The 14,753-nt window shown below is 62.4% G+C and carries 15 protein-coding genes; 7 read left to right on the top strand and 8 right to left on the bottom strand.

Features of this window, described 5'->3' with window-relative positions; all coding sequences use genetic code 11:
* Positions 1-230: 230 nt before the first annotated feature.
* Positions 231-1,931 carry a ShlB/FhaC/HecB family hemolysin secretion/activation protein gene (locus IVB05_RS29350; protein ID WP_247779416.1) on the top strand — a complete coding sequence of 567 codons (1,701 nt, stop codon included), beginning with the start codon at positions 231-233 and terminating at the stop codon, positions 1,929-1,931.
* A 365-nt stretch (positions 1,932-2,296) separates the two neighbouring features.
* Here IVB05_RS29350 and IVB05_RS29345 read toward each other — a convergent pair whose 3' ends face one another.
* On the bottom strand, positions 2,297-2,803 hold the full coding sequence (locus IVB05_RS29345) for a hypothetical protein (protein WP_247779414.1): 507 nt from the start codon (positions 2,801-2,803) through the stop codon (positions 2,297-2,299).
* A gap of 143 nt (positions 2,804-2,946) precedes the next feature.
* A complete protein-coding gene (locus IVB05_RS29340; RefSeq protein WP_247779412.1) occupies positions 2,947-3,834 on the bottom strand; it encodes an alpha/beta hydrolase in 888 nt (295 codons plus the stop codon).
* A gap of 240 nt (positions 3,835-4,074) precedes the next feature.
* On the opposite strand from IVB05_RS29340, the gene IVB05_RS29335 reads away from it, so the two are divergent.
* Both IVB05_RS29335 and IVB05_RS29330 read left to right on the top strand, forming a co-directional pair.
* Positions 4,075-4,530: an Hsp20 family protein gene (locus IVB05_RS29335; RefSeq protein WP_247779411.1), complete on the top strand. Its 456-nt coding sequence runs from the start codon at positions 4,075-4,077 to the stop codon at positions 4,528-4,530.
* 86 nt (positions 4,531-4,616) lie between these two features.
* Positions 4,617-4,934 (top strand): hypothetical protein, encoded by a 318-nt coding sequence (locus IVB05_RS29330; protein ID WP_247779410.1) that lies wholly within the window; start codon positions 4,617-4,619, stop codon positions 4,932-4,934.
* A gap of 130 nt (positions 4,935-5,064) precedes the next feature.
* Here IVB05_RS29330 and IVB05_RS29325 read toward each other — a convergent pair whose 3' ends face one another.
* From IVB05_RS29325 to IVB05_RS29310, 4 genes are all read right to left on the bottom strand, one after another.
* A complete protein-coding gene (locus tag IVB05_RS29325; protein ID WP_247779409.1) occupies positions 5,065-5,694 on the bottom strand; it encodes a transglutaminase-like cysteine peptidase in 630 nt (209 codons plus the stop codon).
* 330 nt (positions 5,695-6,024) lie between these two features.
* The gene (locus IVB05_RS29320) at positions 6,025-6,642 is read right to left on the bottom strand and encodes a PilZ domain-containing protein (RefSeq protein WP_212422063.1); all 618 of its coding nucleotides are present in this window, start codon (positions 6,640-6,642) and stop codon (positions 6,025-6,027) included.
* A 96-nt stretch (positions 6,643-6,738) separates the two neighbouring features.
* The gene (locus IVB05_RS29315) at positions 6,739-7,902 is read right to left on the bottom strand and encodes an MFS transporter (RefSeq protein WP_247779408.1); all 1,164 of its coding nucleotides are present in this window, start codon (positions 7,900-7,902) and stop codon (positions 6,739-6,741) included.
* Between the two features lie 63 nt (positions 7,903-7,965).
* Entirely contained in the window at positions 7,966-8,250 is a 285-nt protein-coding gene (locus IVB05_RS29310; protein ID WP_247779406.1) for a hypothetical protein, read from the bottom strand.
* A gap of 144 nt (positions 8,251-8,394) precedes the next feature.
* Between IVB05_RS29310 and IVB05_RS29305 the strand changes: the two genes are divergently transcribed.
* The 4 genes from IVB05_RS29305 to IVB05_RS29290 all read left to right on the top strand — a co-directional run bounded on the left by IVB05_RS29305 (position 8,395) and on the right by IVB05_RS29290 (position 13,142).
* Entirely contained in the window at positions 8,395-9,303 is a 909-nt protein-coding gene (locus IVB05_RS29305) for an enoyl-CoA hydratase-related protein (protein ID WP_247779404.1), read from the top strand.
* Between the two features lie 68 nt (positions 9,304-9,371).
* Positions 9,372-9,959, top strand: coding sequence for a hypothetical protein (locus IVB05_RS29300; protein WP_247779402.1), 588 nt, complete (start codon positions 9,372-9,374; stop codon positions 9,957-9,959).
* A gap of 332 nt (positions 9,960-10,291) precedes the next feature.
* Positions 10,292-11,461 carry a saccharopine dehydrogenase NADP-binding domain-containing protein gene (locus IVB05_RS29295; RefSeq protein ID WP_247779400.1) on the top strand — a complete coding sequence of 390 codons (1,170 nt, stop codon included), beginning with the start codon at positions 10,292-10,294 and terminating at the stop codon, positions 11,459-11,461.
* Positions 11,462-11,543: 82 nt separating this feature from the next.
* Positions 11,544-13,142, top strand: coding sequence for an FAD-binding oxidoreductase (locus tag IVB05_RS29290; RefSeq protein ID WP_247779399.1), 1,599 nt, complete (start codon positions 11,544-11,546; stop codon positions 13,140-13,142).
* Positions 13,143-13,384: 242 nt separating this feature from the next.
* Here the strand turns inward: IVB05_RS29290 and IVB05_RS29285 are convergent, their stop codons facing one another.
* Both IVB05_RS29285 and IVB05_RS29280 read right to left on the bottom strand, forming a co-directional pair.
* Positions 13,385-14,113: an amino acid ABC transporter ATP-binding protein gene (locus IVB05_RS29285; protein ID WP_214488743.1), complete on the bottom strand. Its 729-nt coding sequence runs from the start codon at positions 14,111-14,113 to the stop codon at positions 13,385-13,387.
* Entirely contained in the window at positions 14,100-14,750 is a 651-nt protein-coding gene (locus IVB05_RS29280; RefSeq protein WP_247779398.1) for an amino acid ABC transporter permease, read from the bottom strand. Before IVB05_RS29280 ends, IVB05_RS29285 begins: the two co-directional genes overlap by 14 nt.
* Positions 14,751-14,753: the final 3 nt, after the last annotated feature.

The following is a 14,753-nucleotide window of genomic DNA, read 5'->3' as shown; positions in this document are numbered from 1 at the left end:
CGTTCTTAATCCATAAACCATATTGGTCGACTTATTCATTGTTCGCCGTGTGCGACAGAACGTCGGAACGTGCAGCTCATGCGGACTCACACGTCGATACCGCGAAGCCTTCGCAGGCTGCGGACGTCATGATGCTAGCGCTTTCAGGACATTTCGGATCGCGCATGACACAACGGGCGCGAACATCCGCGCGTCATGGAAGCGGAATCGGCACCTGTTGCGCGCTGATCATGACCTGCGCCGTTGCGATCGCGCCTGATGGCATCGCGCAGGCGCAAGTGGTGGAGCGCAATCTGCCGCCGGAGCCGCCGCGCCGCGCGTCGGCGATCAACATCGATACCAACGATCTGCTCAAGAGCGATGACGCAACGCCGCTCGGCGTGAATGTTCAAGGCATCGTCCTGATTGGAGCAAACGCCGGCGCGAAGCCGATCAGCGGCGTGAAGGGTGTCGATGTAAGTCAGGTCAGCGGAATCGACACCGCAGTACTCCGCGAGCAACTCACGCCATTCGTCGATCGGCCGCTCAGCCGCAAGCTGATTGCCGAAGTGCAGGCGGCGGTGGCCGCGGCTTACCGCGAGGCCGGGCGACCATTCGTGTCGGTCACGCTGCCGCCGCAGGAAGTATCGTCCGGCGTGCTCCAGTTGCGCGTGATCGTCTTCAAGGTCGCCGGCATCAAGGTCACGGGAGCCGCACCCGAGAGCTATCCGCAAAGCCGCATCCGCCTCGTCCCCAGACAGGAAATCGATGCGCGTAAACTCGAGACCGATCTCGACTGGGCCAACCGCAATCCCTTTCGGCAGGTCGAAGCGGTGTTCGGTCCCGGCAAGGATCTCGGCCTGACCGACGTCAACATCCAGGTGACGGACCGCAAGCCGTGGCAGGTGTACGCCGGCTATGCCAACAGCGGCACGCTCCTGACCGACCGCAATCGCTATTATGTCGGCGCCAGCGGGGCGCCGTCCGCCGATATCTTCGCGTCCTATCAGCTCACCGGCAGCGGGAATTTCTGGATGGACGACGGGCTGTTCAGCCGGCCCGACGACGCGAAGTATGTCAGTCAGGCGGGACGGTTGCTCACGCCGCTCGGATTGCGCACAAGTCTCGAAGTCGTGGGCGATCACGTGCTGACCAATGAGCGGCCCAACAATCTGTTCCGCATCAAGACTCAAACCAGCCAGGCCTCGGCAATCGTTCGGACCGCGCTGTCCGGTCTGGTGCCCCCGGCGATCGGCGATCTCCTCGGCGGCGTCGAACTCAAGCATCAGCTACGCACGACCATCTTCGATGGTACGCCTGTCGCGGAGGGCAGCGCCGATGTTGCCCAATTGGTGGTCGGATGGAACGGGCGCTGGTCGGACAATCTGGGCGCCAACACCCTCGACGTCCGGTTCAAGTCCAACCCCGGCGGCATCCTGTCCGGCAACAATTCGCTCGCCTGGAATGCCTTCACCAATGGACGCATCACCGACGTGCGGACCAATCTCGTCACCCTCGAGTTTGGCCGCGTGACGCCGCTGCCGAAGGGCCTGTCGCTGAAATCAGAAGTGTCCGTGCTGGCATCGTCCAAGCCGCTTCCGGACACCGAACGCATCGGGCTCGGCGGGATCCACGCGGTGCGCGGTTATGTGACCGAAGACGGTGCGGTCGACCAGGCCATGATCCTGCGCAACTCGCTCTACGTCTCGATGCCCAGCATGCCTTCCTGGATGCCGGGCACGCTGGCGCCGTTCCTCTTGGCCGACGTCGGCTGGGGGCGGGATCTGTTTTTCCGGCGCGACTCCACGCTGTCGTCGGTCGGGGCCGGACTAGACTTTGCGGCCGGGTCGAACTTCAATTCCAAATTGCTGGCGGCCAGGGCAATGACCGACGGGCTGCACACCCCGGCCGGATCCTGGCGCGTATCGCTGCAGGCGTCGGTAAGCTACTGAGGTTCTTGCACGCCGCGGCGGTTAAAGGGGCGCAAAAAAACAAGGCCGTCGACGCAGTATACCGTCAACGACCTTGCCAGCCCCGGATATTGAAATCGGCTCACGCCATCCGGTGAATTTCAGGATGCCCGGGATTCCTGCGGGGATATGTGAACCAGTTCACAAAGGCGGAAAAAAGTTGCGGCAAGACGTGCCGTAACGGTGGAAAATATCCCGTCGCCCGGCCGCATGATGGCGTGGCCCGGATCGGACCGCCTCTCAAGGTACCTGCAATGACGGTCGTTGTGAGGCGGCTGGACAGGTGAGGGGCCGGACGTGCGTCAGCCCGCTGAGCGGGCTTCATCGCCAAGCGCCGTTCATACCGATCAGCCGCGCGCCTTGGCGCGGCTGCGGTTCGCGCTCCGGTTTGAGCGGGGCTTTGCCTTGGCTGACCGCGTGCGCGGCGCGGGAGCCGCGGCGGGTTCGGAGGCTTGCGTGCTGGCAAAGGATTGCCGCAAGCCGTCGATCGCTTCGGTGAGCGTTCCGACCTGCTCGGAAAGCTTTTTGTTGTCGGCCTGCTGCGCGGCGAGCAGGCGGCGTACGGTCAGCAGCTGATCCTGCACCACCTGCAGCTGATCGATCGATTCCTGCTGCGTCGCCTCCAGACCCTTGGTCTTCTCGACCAATTGTTCGGACGCCTGTGCGGCGCGCGCCTGCAACTGCCGGGTCGCGGCCACGCGTTCGGTCTCGGGGGCGCTGCCGGTATAGGCACGCCAGAGGGTGATAGAGGTTACGCCAACCACAACAATGACGAGGGCTGCAGCGGCGATCGCAATCGGCTGTCCGCCGAAACGCGCGATGGGGCTGGCACTCCGGGGGGCGAGTTCGATCATGCGACTCCAAATCCGGACGTGATTCAATGTTCCCGAATAGCACAGGCCAGGCGGCGCTAAAACCCGGGATTTGCCTGGAAGCCGCGGGATTCCGGGCAAAACCCCGCAAGATCAGGGTTTTGGGCTACAGGAACGGCCCTTGGCTAACGGATATTCGTCCGGATGAACTGGCCGGCGTACGCCAGCGCGCGTCGGCCGTCCTCGAGATTCGCATTCCAGACCGGCCATGCATGGATCATGTGCGGCCAGATTTGCAGCGTCACATCGACATCGGTCGCCCCTGCGGCCTCGGCGAGCCGCGTCGCGTCCGCGAGTAGCGTCTCGGCCGATCCGACCTGAATCAGGACCGGCGGAAAACCCGTGAGATCGGCAAACAGGGGCGAGACCAGCGGATCGCGGCGATCGATCGATGGCGGCGCGTAGGCATCCGCGAGTTCAGCGAGGTAGGCTTTGTGAATCAGCGGATCAATGGCGTCCTTGGTCGCGAGCGTGCTGCCTGACATGGTGAGGTCGGTCCACGGCGAAATCAGCCAGGCGCAGGCGGGCAGCGGCTCTCCCGCCGCGCGCAGCCGGTTGATCAGCCCGAGCGTCAGGTTGCCGCCGGCGCTGTCGCCGCCGACGGCGATCCGCGTCGCTGCAATACCGTGCCGGCGCAGAAAGCGCCATGCCGTGAGCGCGTCGTCAAGCGCGGCAGGGTAGGGATGTTCAGGGGAAAGCCGATAGTCGATCGCAAGCGTGCGTGTGCGTGCCGCGCGCCCGGCCTCCGTCACCAGCCGGCGGTGGCTCACAATCGAGCCGGAGCAATATCCGCCGCCGTGGAAATACAGCAGCACGCGCGAAGGCTCGCTGCCCGGAACGATCGACCATTCACCGGCGACGCCGTCGCAATCGACCGCCTCGCATTTTACGTCGGACGCCACCGGCCAGGTCGATCCGACCTCGTCGAGGCGCTGCCGCCGCTCCGACCAGCCAACCGGCCGCGGCTTCGAGCCCAGCAATGCGCGGATGGCGTCGATCTCGCTGTGGGCCAAGGTGCGTTCTCCCGAGGCCGTCCATCATGGCACATCGTTCGTGCAGTGCAAAAAATAACGGAGACGAGCCAACAGGGAGCCAAAAATTTTTATTGGCCCCCTTGAAACCAAATGGCGGTTTTCTGATTTTTTTGCTGCCGCCGCAGGGCGGTCCGGGCGCCTGATGGGCCCGGCCTTGAGACGGGCACCGGCCGTGTCCGGTGCCGCTCGTATCCAACTTGCTCTATGGAGGATTTGGCTATGCGCACATACGACTTCACCCCCCTCTGGCGTTCGACCATCGGCTTCGACCGCCTTTTCGACCTCGTCGAAACCGCGCAACGCGCCGGCGAGGATAACTACCCTCCCTACAACATCGAGCGGCTGGGCGAAGACCGCTATCAGATTTCGCTCGCCGTCGCCGGCTTCTCGGCCGACGAGATTGCCGTTACTGCCGAGCAGAACACGGTGACGATCGAAGGCTGCAAGGCCGAGATGGGCCAGCGCGAATATCTCTACCAGGGCATCTCCGCGCGCCCCTTCAAGCGCCAGTTCAGCCTTGCCGACCATGTGCAGGTGAAGAGCGCGTCATTCGAGGACGGCCTGTTGCGGATCGAGCTGTTCCGGGAAGTGCCGGAGGCAATGAAACCGCGCCGCATCGCGATCAACGGCACGGCGCCGGGCAACGTTCAGCAGATCGAGGCGAAGGCGGCTTAAGCCCGTCACGCTTCGCGAAGGGACCGAAGGCTTTCCGCCCGACCATTGCGGCGGGAAGCGTTTTCTACCTTTGGGAGGACAACCCGATGATCGACCAGACAGATAATGTATTTGATCTGAATGCCGTGCTGCATCCGGCGACCGCGTTCGATCACCCGCGCGACGTGGTTGCTGACGTGACGCTTTCGTTAAGCGAAAAGCGCGCGATCCTCGCGTCCTGGGCCTCGGATGCGGCGGCGGTGACGTCGAATCCCGCGCTGCGCGAGCTGGCAGGCACAAGACGTATCGTAACAATCGATGAGGTTCTCGAGGCGCTTTCGATGCTGGACCACCAACCGTCCGGACCGCCCGGCGGCAAGCCGATGCGGCAAAAATCCACCTCGCGCGTGGCGCTGGCGGCGTAGGCTTCGAGCTACCCTTATTCCAAAAAAGGTGCGGCCAGCCTTTGGGGGAAGGCTGGCCGCGCGCGAACCGGTCTGGGACGGGGAGGGGTGGGGATGTGACCGGGTCGCGGGTTCGTAAAATCCTTCTGTGTTATCGATCGCGTGACGAGGCGGTAGCGACCGCAGGGCGGTTGTCACCGAGCGAGACCCACACATTGGGATCGCTCTGCGACTGACGCTTGACGAAGCGGTAGCCGGTATCGGCCCAGGCCAGGACGGTCTCGTTCTGGTTGTCGAGAACGAACTCGCCCTTGTCGGTCTTCACGGTCAGCACCGCGTGGCCTTCGCCCTTCTTGTCGCGCACCACCGTGATCAGCAGCGCTTCGCGCGGCCATCCGGCATCGATCAGCATCTTGCGCTTCAGAAGCACATAGTCCTCGCAGTCACCGTATCCGTCCGTCGGCAACGACCATTTCTCGATCACACCCCAATGATCCATGTCGGTGATCGGCTTGATGGTCTCGTTGACCCACTTGTTGACCCGCAGCAAATCCCGCCACGCCGTCTGCGACATCACGATGTCGCGCGGCTGTGATGCGCCGCCGCGGCAATCGCCGGGATTCTCGGCACAAAATTCGACCCAGCCGATCGGCGAACGCGCGGTCTCGCCAAGGCTGGCATAGAGAGCCTCGCCGGCTTTCGCCGGGACGCTCATTGAAGCGTTTAACCCCAAAAGGACGGCGATGACCGCCAGTCCTTTCCCCTGTCCCCTGAACAACATTGTGGCCCCCGTTTCTTGTTGGGACCATGTTTCGCACAAAGGATTTGCGCTGCCGCTAAGTCAGGCAAGTACATTTGACGTGAATACAAGTAAAGCTAGCGGCTAATTCGATCTATACTTGAATCGAATTCGACTAAAATTTGAAACAACTGCAATTGATTCAAATTTTATACATTAACGCGCGCAGCGCTGCGCCAGCGACGGATCAGCGCGCGAAAGCCCGCCGCGTTAACCGCGTTTTGCACGCCTCAGACGCGGCAAAGGCGGCATCCGTGGTGCGGATACCGCCTCTTGAGGTCGGAAAAGCAGGGATTTTCGGCGGCTGGCGCTTTACCGCGCGGTAACCGCTTCTTCGAGCGCCTCGCCAACTTGCTCGTGGACGAACTCGAGCGCGAAGCCTTCCTCGAGATTTCGCACCACACGGGACTGCACCTTGCCCAGCATGACCAGCGATTTCAGCGGCGGGCGGTTTTCTGCGGCGATGGCGGCGCCCGACAGCGAGAGGTCGATGATGCGGCAGGTCATCTTGCTGCCGTCCTCGAGCGTGAGCAGGGCGATCGGGTTGCGCGGCACGATACGGTCGTGGCGGCGGTCTTCCGGCAGATTGAGGATATCGCGGTTGGCCAGCCAGGTGAGCTGGGCGGCGAGCTTGTCGCGCTTGCGCGCGGTGGCGCCGACAGTCATGGCAAAGCCGTTGTCGATGATGCGGGTGATTTTGCCCTCGACCCGGCCGATATGGTCGAGATAGGCGATCACGCGGTCGCCGACATTGCCGATGCCGGGCGCCAGCAGGGCCAGTCCGCCCGGCGACATGTTAATAATCTGGCAAGGAAATTCGCGGCGGTCCGGCAGCATGTAGCGGCCAAGCAGGTGGACTTTGACGCGCTGAAAGCGCCGTCGCTCCTGGGCAGACGGTACAGTGGTTGTTTTCTTTTGCGCAAACGACATCTTCGCCACCAGACAGCCGGTCCTTCGGCGTCGGGAAGACCCTAAGGCCGACAGGGTTAACGATGTGTTAGCAGCGGTTGCATGAAGTGCGGGCCTTTACGCGGCCTGCGGTCGCGGCGCAACAATCCGGTTGTATCCCCATAATAATGCTGGACAGGCAAGCAGGGCCGCCGTCCCGAAGTCGAGGGCCGCCGCCACACTGCCTGTCGATTTTGCAATGGCGCCCGCAACCGCCGGCCCCAGCATCATCGCGGCGTAGTAGACGGTGTAGAAGATGCCCATCCCGACGGCGCGCGTCTGCGGCTGCAATACGCGCGCGGGCAGGCTCATGATCGGCCCCGAGGGCAGGGCGCTGATCAAGCCGATCGCGATCACGAGAGGGATCACCGCCGGGCTGCGTGGCAGTGTCATCATCAATAGCGCGAACATGATGCATCCAACGACAAGCACCGATTGCGGCCTTTTGGTCCAATCGGCCAGAAATCCGCCGGCCATTCCGCCGAACGCCGCGAGCCACAATACGATGCTGATGGCCGAGCCCGCCGCCGTGATCGACCAGCCACGTTCGACCAGCAGGGTGGGGCCGAAACTGAAAATCATCGCGAAGCCGATGTTGTAAACGCCCCAGATCAAACCCGCGACGATGACGGCGAACAGGGTGTTGCGGTCGAGCCGTGATGCGGCAGAAGATGCGGCTGTAGTATCCGGCGGCGATCGATAGCCAACGACAAGAAGCAGGATGCCGAGGCCAACCAGCGTGGCAACCGAAAGATAGACCGCGCTGACGCCATAGGCGGTGCCGATCGCCGGCAAGGTCAACAGCGAGATGGCGACGCCGGCCGGCCACGAATTGACGAAGATCGCCATTGCGGTTGCGATTTCCTTGCCGGCAAACCAGTCGGTGACCATTTTCGACATCAGCACATTGAGCAGAACGCCGCCACCGCCGGCGATCAGCCGTCCTGCAATTTGCCAGCCCCAGGAATCAGAGGCCACCATGGCGAGTTGACCGATCAACATCAGCAGCAGCGCGCCTGCCACTGTGGCCTTGTCTCCATGCCTTTTTCCGATCGCGCCCCCCGGTAACGACAACGCGACGCCAGGCGTGAAATAGAGGCCGATCAGGAGTCCGATATCGGCAAGACTGGCATCGAATTTGGTGCCGAGCAGCGGCGCAACCGCAGCAACGCTCTGAAACTGGAACGCCATGGTCAGCCGCACGGCGAACAGAACGGCCAGAATGCCCCAGCGATTGCTCAACGCTCGCTCCTCCACCGGGTAGACCGACACGGCGCCGATGCTGGCGCAGTGATTGCGGGTCGCCTATTTCTGCACCAGTTGATTGAGGTCCTGCTTGATCGTGTTCAGCAGCGACGCCAGCCGTTCCTGCCGGAACGGCGGTTGCGCAGGCGCGGCTTCAACGGGGCGTTCGGGCGGCGTGGACCGAACCGGGCGCTTCGGGAATACAGGGCGAACAGATTCTTCGGCAGGCGGCTCGCTTTCAACGAACTCGCCATGCAGCACGTCCTCGCGACGTCCCATCAGCCACAGCACGGCCCAATAGGCCACCGCCAGAAAAATTACGCAGAAAATAACGATCTCAAACATAACTCACGTCCAATCGGTCAAGTATCTCTGGGAACCGCGATTTCGGTCAAGTCTGCGAGAGGCGATTGTTGCGCGCGGTGGCATTAGGGTTACTCTCGCGCCCGGCCGGGCCGGCCAAGCATGCGTGCGAACGGAGGTTGCGAAATGCCGGGTGTGAAGCGGGAGCGCGATGACAGCGTCGGCGTGCTGACACTGGATGAGCCTGCGACGCTCAACGCGATGACGCCCGACCTGTTGGGCGATCTCGCGACTGCGATTGGCGAGATGAATGAGGATCCGCAGGTGAGAGCGCTGGTGCTGACCGGCGCCGGCCGTGGCTTTTGCTCGGGGCAAAATCTCAAGGCCGCGCAAATTCTCGGCGACGACATCGCCGCCGGCGTGATGAAGTATTACTGGCCGACGTTCAAGGCGATGCGCGAGTGCCGCGTCCCGATCGTGGTGGCGGTCAACGGCGTGGCGGCCGGCGGAGGCTTCAGCCTTGCGATGGCGGGCGACATGATCGTTGCCGCGCGTTCGGCGCGCTTCATTCAGGTGTTCAGCCGCATCGCGCTGGTCCCCGATCTCGGTTCGACCTGGCTGTTGCCGCGTCTCGTCGGCCGGCAGCGCGCGCTCGAATTGATGATGACCAACGAGCCGCTCACGGCCGATCAAGCGAAAGAGTGGGGATTGGTCCGCGAGGTGTTCGACGATGCGGCGCTTCGCGACGGCGCGCTTGATCTGGCGCGCAAGCTCGCGAGCGGGCCGACACGCGCGCTCGTCGCGACGCGCCGCCTGATCGACGAGAGCGAACACGCCAGCTATGCCGATCAGTTCCGCCGCGAGATCGAAACGCAGGCGGAAATCCGTCTCAGTGCCGATGCGGTGGAAGGGCGCAACGCCTTCCTCGAGAAACGTGCGGTTCACCGGACGCTGAGCAAGGGATCATGCAACATGAAGATCGACAATGTCGCAGACCTTATCGCGGAGACATTGGCCCAGGCCGGCGTCAAGCGCATCTTCGGCGCGGTCGGCGACAGCCTCAACGGCCTCACCGACGCGTTGCTGTCGCGCTAGGCGGTGTACTCGGGTGCAGCCTTTGATTCGGCTGGATGGCTGTTCAGTGTGCTAAACACCAGGGCTCTATGTCCAAATGGCTTAAACAGTTTCTGTTTGGAGTTTGGGGTCTACTGCTGATCCCGTTGATCACGCCTATCCTCAAAAAATGGTTGGAGGAAAACGTCTTCTCCGATCCTGACGATGTGGCCACGACGGTTTTTCGTAACGCTGTGGCCACGGCCGCCTTTGATAACCTTCTCGCACTGGGCCAACAGCGTTGGTTTAAATTTGCGGTGGTCTTTTTGACCGGAGTCGTACTTGGCGTCTCAATAGAATGGTTGAACCGGAAGTCGAATGAGAAAAAAGCTTCCGAACTCCGGAGTCTCGGTTCTAAGTTTCGCAGTCTTTCAGATAGCCTCAAAATTCGGAGCGCGTCGTCAGGATGGCCGGACAATATGCGGGATCTTAAACCTGCAATCATGTCTGCATTTGGCTCCGCCAGGAAATTTCATCTATGGGTCCCGGATGAGCACGTGTACCAATTGCCCGATGCGTCATTCCTTTGTGAATACTTCAGATGTGTCGGTAAGCTTTTAGAGGATGGACAATTTGACAAGGCCAACAGTGAGGCGCTCTCCTGGAAGCCGTTCCTCGATAACGTGACGCTGTCTTGAGTTTCCGCGCTGGTTCAACCAAACTTGGGCCGCCGTGCTGCGTGCGTAATGAGTCCACGCCTAGGCTAGTGCTCTGAATCTACTTCTGCTTTCGACTGAACAGCGGACAAGGCCGGGCTTGCCATTGGTTGGCCCCGGTCGCGAATGAACCCAAAGCGGACGTTGCGCGCCCAAGGCAGGAACTGTGGTATCCTCCGTCAAACGCGATGGGGCTGTTCAATGAAGCGGCGGCCCTCAAGTGGCCCCTGCCGCTCGTGCTGAGCGTCCTCGTGTCCTGCGATTGCACAACGGATCTGAAGATAACTCTCCCGGATCTCAAGGAGGACCAAGTCGTGAAGCGGGACTTCGACCTCATCGTCTATGGCGCAACGGGTTACACTGGTCGTCTCATCGTCGAGTATCTGGCGACGTCCTATCGCGGCGACGATGCTCCATCCTGGGCGATCGCGGGACGCTCGACCGACAAGCTCAAGAAGGTGCGTGCCGACATCGGCGCACCCGACGATTTGCCTTTGGTCAAGGCGGATGCCGCCGAGCCGGCCAGCCTGCGTTCGATGTGCGAGCGTGCGGCCGTGATCATCACGGCGGTCGGGCCTTATCAGCTCCGCGGTCCCGAGCTTGTGGCGGCCTGCGCGGCCACGGGCACGGCCTATGTTGATCTGTGCGGCGAACCGGCCTGGATGCGGCGCATGATCGACGCCCATCACGAAGAGGCGAAACGGACCGGCGCGCGCATCGTCTTCTCCTGCGGCTTCGATTCCATTCCGTTCGATCTCGGCGTGCTCACGTTGCAGGAGAAGGCGCGCGAGAAATTCGGACGCCCGGCGCGGCGGGTCAAGGCTCGCCTGCGCAAGGTGAAAGGCGGTATGTCTGGCGGCACCGCAGCGAGCGCCCAAGCGACATTGGCCGCCACCGTGCGCGACCCGGCCCTGATCCGGCTGCTGACCGATCCCTTCGCGTTGACGCCGGGGTTCACCGGGCCGTCTCAGCCGTCGGGCCTTGTTCCTGAATACGACCCGAGCCTGAACGTGTTGCTTGTCCCGTTCCCAATGGCGCCTATCAACACCAAGAACGTGCACCGCACGAATTTCCTGTTGGGTCATCCCTATGGCACGGACTTCGTTTACGACGAGATGATGGTCGCGCCGGGATTTGGGGAAATCGCTGGTGTGGCGACGGAGACGTTCGCCACGATGGTTTCCTTGCTCGGGACCGGAGGTCTCAAGCGCGGCGCAGGCCCTTCGAGGGAAGAGCGCGAGAACGGCTTCTACGACATCCTCTTCCTGGGCGAGCTGCCGGATGGCGGACGGGTCGAGGCGGTAGTCACGGGCGACCGCGATCCAGGCTACGGCTCGGCCAGCAAGATGATCGCCGAGAGCGCTCTCTGCCTTGTGCGCGACGTGCAGGGCGATGGCGGTATCTGGACGCCGGGCGCACTGATGGGTCCGGCGTTGCGCAAGCGTCTGAAGGAGCGCGCCGGCCTCACCTTCAGCGCGCGTTGAGGTAACGCTCAGAACTGCAGCGGCGCGCCGGATGCCGCGGCGATCTCGGAAATCGCAGACAGAAAAATGCAGGGAGGATGCCATGAGCGGTGGAAGGCTAAAACATTACGGCTGGGGCCGCGAAGACGAAGGCATGACTGCCGAGGAGCAGGCTTTCGTGCTCGGCCGTTATCACGCGAGATTCGCGCGCGATGCGTTTGAGACAAAAGCCGTGCCGCGTCTCGAGGACCTGGCACTGCGCGCGCCGCGTGTTGCCTTGCCGAGCTCACTTGCCGCTTTCTGTACGAGCGAACGCTACGACCGGGTCGCGCACACCTACGGCAAATCCTATCCGGACTACGTGCGAGCCATGCTCGGCGACTACGACAGCGCGCCCGACGTGGTCGCATATCCACGCAACGAAGCAGAGATTTCCGCTGTGATGGACTGGGCCGGTGGTGTCAGCGCCTCGCTGACGCCGTTCGGGGGCGGGTCGAGCGTCTGCGGCGGCGTCGAGCCGCGAATAGATGGGCTTCGCTATAAGGCGGCCGTCACACTTGACCTGCGCAATCTCGGCAAGGTTGTCGAGGTAGATCAGATATCGCGCGCCGCACTGATCGAAGGCGGCGCCTTTGGTCCATCGCTGGAGAATCAGCTTAAGCCGCACGGCGTCACGTTGCGGCATTTTCCGCAGAGTTTCGAATATTCAACCCTTGGCGGCTGGATCGCGACGCGATCGGGTGGTCATTTCGCCAGTCTCTACACGCATATAGATGATTTCGTCGAAAGCCTGCGCGTCGTGACGCCGCGCGGCATACTCGAAACGCGTCGGTTGCCGGGATCGGGTGCTGGACCGAGCCCCGACCGCATGTTCATAGGCTCGGAAGGCACGCTCGGCGTGATTTCGCGCGCCTGGATGCGATTGCAGCCACGTCCGAAATTCCGCGCCGGCACATCGGTTCGTTTTCATTCGTTCTTCGGTGCGGCACGCGCATTGCGCGCCATCGCACAGGCCGGCCTCTATCCATCGAACTGTCGCATCCTTGACGCGCAAGAGGCGTTCAACACCGGTGCGGCCGACGGCAGTGTCGCGATCATGGTGCTCGGCTTTGAATCCGGCGACCATTCGCCGGATGCCTGGATGGCACGTGCGCTCGAATGCTGCGCCGACCATGGCGGGACGCCGGAGGCCGCAAAAGGCAGCGATGCACATCTCGAAGGCGCAGCAGGAATCTGGCGGAACGCATTTATTCGCATGCCATATGCGCGCGAGTTTTTGACACCGGCCGGTCTCATCAACGACACGTTCGAGACCGCTATTACCTGGGATCGGTTCGAAAGTTTCCACGACAAAGTGAAGGCGGCGACGGAGCGTGCGATCCTCGAAGCGACTGGCCTGAAAGGCGAGGTCACATGCCGCTTCACCCATGTCTATCCGGACGGGCCCGCGCCCTATTTTTCTTTCCACGCACTCGGTCGCCACGGTGCGCTTCTGGAGCAGTGGCAGGCGATCAAGAATTCGGCCAGCGACGCGCTGATTGAAGCGGGTGGTACGATCACGCATCATCACGCTGTTGGCCGTGATCATCGGCCTTGGTACGATCGCCAACGCCCGGGTCTTTTCGCGGCCGCGCTTCGGGCAGCAAAAAGAGAACTCGATCCACAAGGCATGCTCAACCCGGGAGTGCTCATCGATCCGTAAGGCGGATCGACGCGCCAACGGACTAAGCGAATAATTTTGTTATTTGCTGCGGTACACGAGTCCGCTGTTGTGAAGGTTTTCGGATGCCGGCCCCATGAAGGTGGTGCGGCGGACTCCGGGGCCGGCGTCCGCAAAATGGCATTTAGCGTCGTTTCGGTGCGATGCGGAATTTCGTCCACTATCTTCGCATAGCGGACCTGACAAGCCGTCCGCTCGGTAGATTTATGGGTCCACGCCCTTGCTCAGCCGACCTGGCCCACGAACTGCTGCAGTTCCGGTGTCCGTGGGGCGGCGAACACCTCCTTCGGTACGCCTTCCTCGTGCACCTTGCCGTGGTGCATGAAGACGAGCTTGGTGCCAACGTCGCGGGCGAAGCGCATTTCATGCGTGACCAGGATGAGTGTCATGCCCTCGCGCGCGAGTTGCTCGACCACACGCAGCACCTCGTTGACCAGTTCGGGATCGAGCGCCGAGGTGATTTCGTCGCACAGCAGCACCTTCGGCCGCATCGCCAGCGAGCGGGCAATGGCGACGCGTTGCTGCTGGCCGCCGGACAGTTCGCTCGGATAGGCGTCCATCTTTTCCGATAATCCCACCTTGGCCAGCACCTCGGCGGCGGTGGCGCGGGCCTCCGCCTTCGACACCTTGTTGACGACGGTCGGCGCCAGCATGACGTTTTCGGCGGCCGTTAGATGCGGAAACAGGTTGAACTGCTGGAACACCATGCCGACATGGCGGCGCAGCTCGCGCAGATTGGTGTTGGCGCCGGCGACTTCGATCCCATCGGCGGTGATGCTGCCGGATTGATAGGTCTCCAACCCGTTGATACAGCGCAGGAGTGTGCTCTTGCCGGAGCCGGAGCGGCCGATGATCGCGACCACGTCGCCCTTGGCGATATCGAGCGAGACACCTTTCAGCACCTCGTTCGCACCAAAACTCTTCCTGACGTCACGAATGCTAACGAGCGACATTGAGGCGGCCTTCGATTTTCTTCGCCCACCAGGACAGCGGGAAACACAGGCAGAAATAGATCAGCGCGACCAGCGAATAGACCAGGAACGGGCGGAAGGTCGCATTGTTGAGCATGGTGCCGGCCTTGGTCAGCTCGACGAAGCCGATGATCGAGGCGAGCGCCGTCCCCTTGATGACCTGCACGGAGAAGCCGACGGTCGGCGCGACCGCGATGCGCGAGGCCTGCGGCAGGATCACGTAGCGCATCTGCTCGATGTAGCTCAGCGCGAGGCTGGACGACGCCTCCCACTGGCCCTTCGGTATCGACTCGACGCAGCCGCGCCAGATCTCGGTCAGGAACGCGCTGGTCCAGAACGTCAGCGCCAGCGTGGCGGCAGTCCACGGCGACACCTCGACGCCGAACAACGCGATGCCGAAGAAAAACAGAAACAGCTGCATCAACAGCGGCGTGCCTTGGAAGAACTCGATGTAGACCTTGGTGAACCATTCCAGCGGCGCGATCTGCGAGGTGCGCATGAACAGGAGCGCCAGCCCGACGATGCCGCCGCAGACAAACGCGATCAGCGACAGCGCGATCGTCCACTGCGTGGCGATCAAGAGGTTGGAGAGGATGTCCCAGAAGCTGAACTGCAGCATGGT

Origin of the sequence: Bradyrhizobium sp. 170 (assembly GCF_023101085.1) — a bacterium.
Classification (GTDB): Bacteria; Pseudomonadota; Alphaproteobacteria; order Rhizobiales; family Xanthobacteraceae; genus Bradyrhizobium.
Note: the sequence above shows the minus strand (reverse complement) of the source record. Positions and strands in the feature narration are given on the sequence as shown.

Excerpts from the sequence above, each read along its gene's own strand:
- IVB05_RS29350 (WP_247779416.1), top strand. The coding sequence starts at position 231 with ATGACCTGCGCCGTTGCGATCGCGCCTGATGGCATCGCGCAGGCGCAA.
- IVB05_RS29345 (WP_247779414.1), bottom strand. The coding sequence starts at position 2,803 with ATGATCGAACTCGCCCCCCGGAGTGCCAGCCCCATCGCGCGTTTCGGC.
- IVB05_RS29335 (WP_247779411.1), top strand. The coding sequence starts at position 4,075 with ATGCGCACATACGACTTCACCCCCCTCTGGCGTTCGACCATCGGCTTC.
- IVB05_RS29330 (WP_247779410.1), top strand. The coding sequence starts at position 4,617 with ATGATCGACCAGACAGATAATGTATTTGATCTGAATGCCGTGCTGCAT.
- IVB05_RS29325 (WP_247779409.1), bottom strand. The coding sequence starts at position 5,694 with ATGTTGTTCAGGGGACAGGGGAAAGGACTGGCGGTCATCGCCGTCCTT.
- IVB05_RS29320 (WP_212422063.1), bottom strand. The coding sequence starts at position 6,642 with ATGTCGTTTGCGCAAAAGAAAACAACCACTGTACCGTCTGCCCAGGAG.
- IVB05_RS29310 (WP_247779406.1), bottom strand. The coding sequence starts at position 8,250 with ATGTTTGAGATCGTTATTTTCTGCGTAATTTTTCTGGCGGTGGCCTAT.
- IVB05_RS29305 (WP_247779404.1), top strand. The coding sequence starts at position 8,395 with ATGCCGGGTGTGAAGCGGGAGCGCGATGACAGCGTCGGCGTGCTGACA.
- IVB05_RS29300 (WP_247779402.1), top strand. The coding sequence starts at position 9,372 with ATGTCCAAATGGCTTAAACAGTTTCTGTTTGGAGTTTGGGGTCTACTG.
- IVB05_RS29290 (WP_247779399.1), top strand. The coding sequence starts at position 11,544 with ATGAGCGGTGGAAGGCTAAAACATTACGGCTGGGGCCGCGAAGACGAA.
- IVB05_RS29285 (WP_214488743.1), bottom strand. The coding sequence starts at position 14,113 with ATGTCGCTCGTTAGCATTCGTGACGTCAGGAAGAGTTTTGGTGCGAAC.
- IVB05_RS29280 (WP_247779398.1), bottom strand. The coding sequence starts at position 14,750 with ATGCTGCAGTTCAGCTTCTGGGACATCCTCTCCAACCTCTTGATCGCC.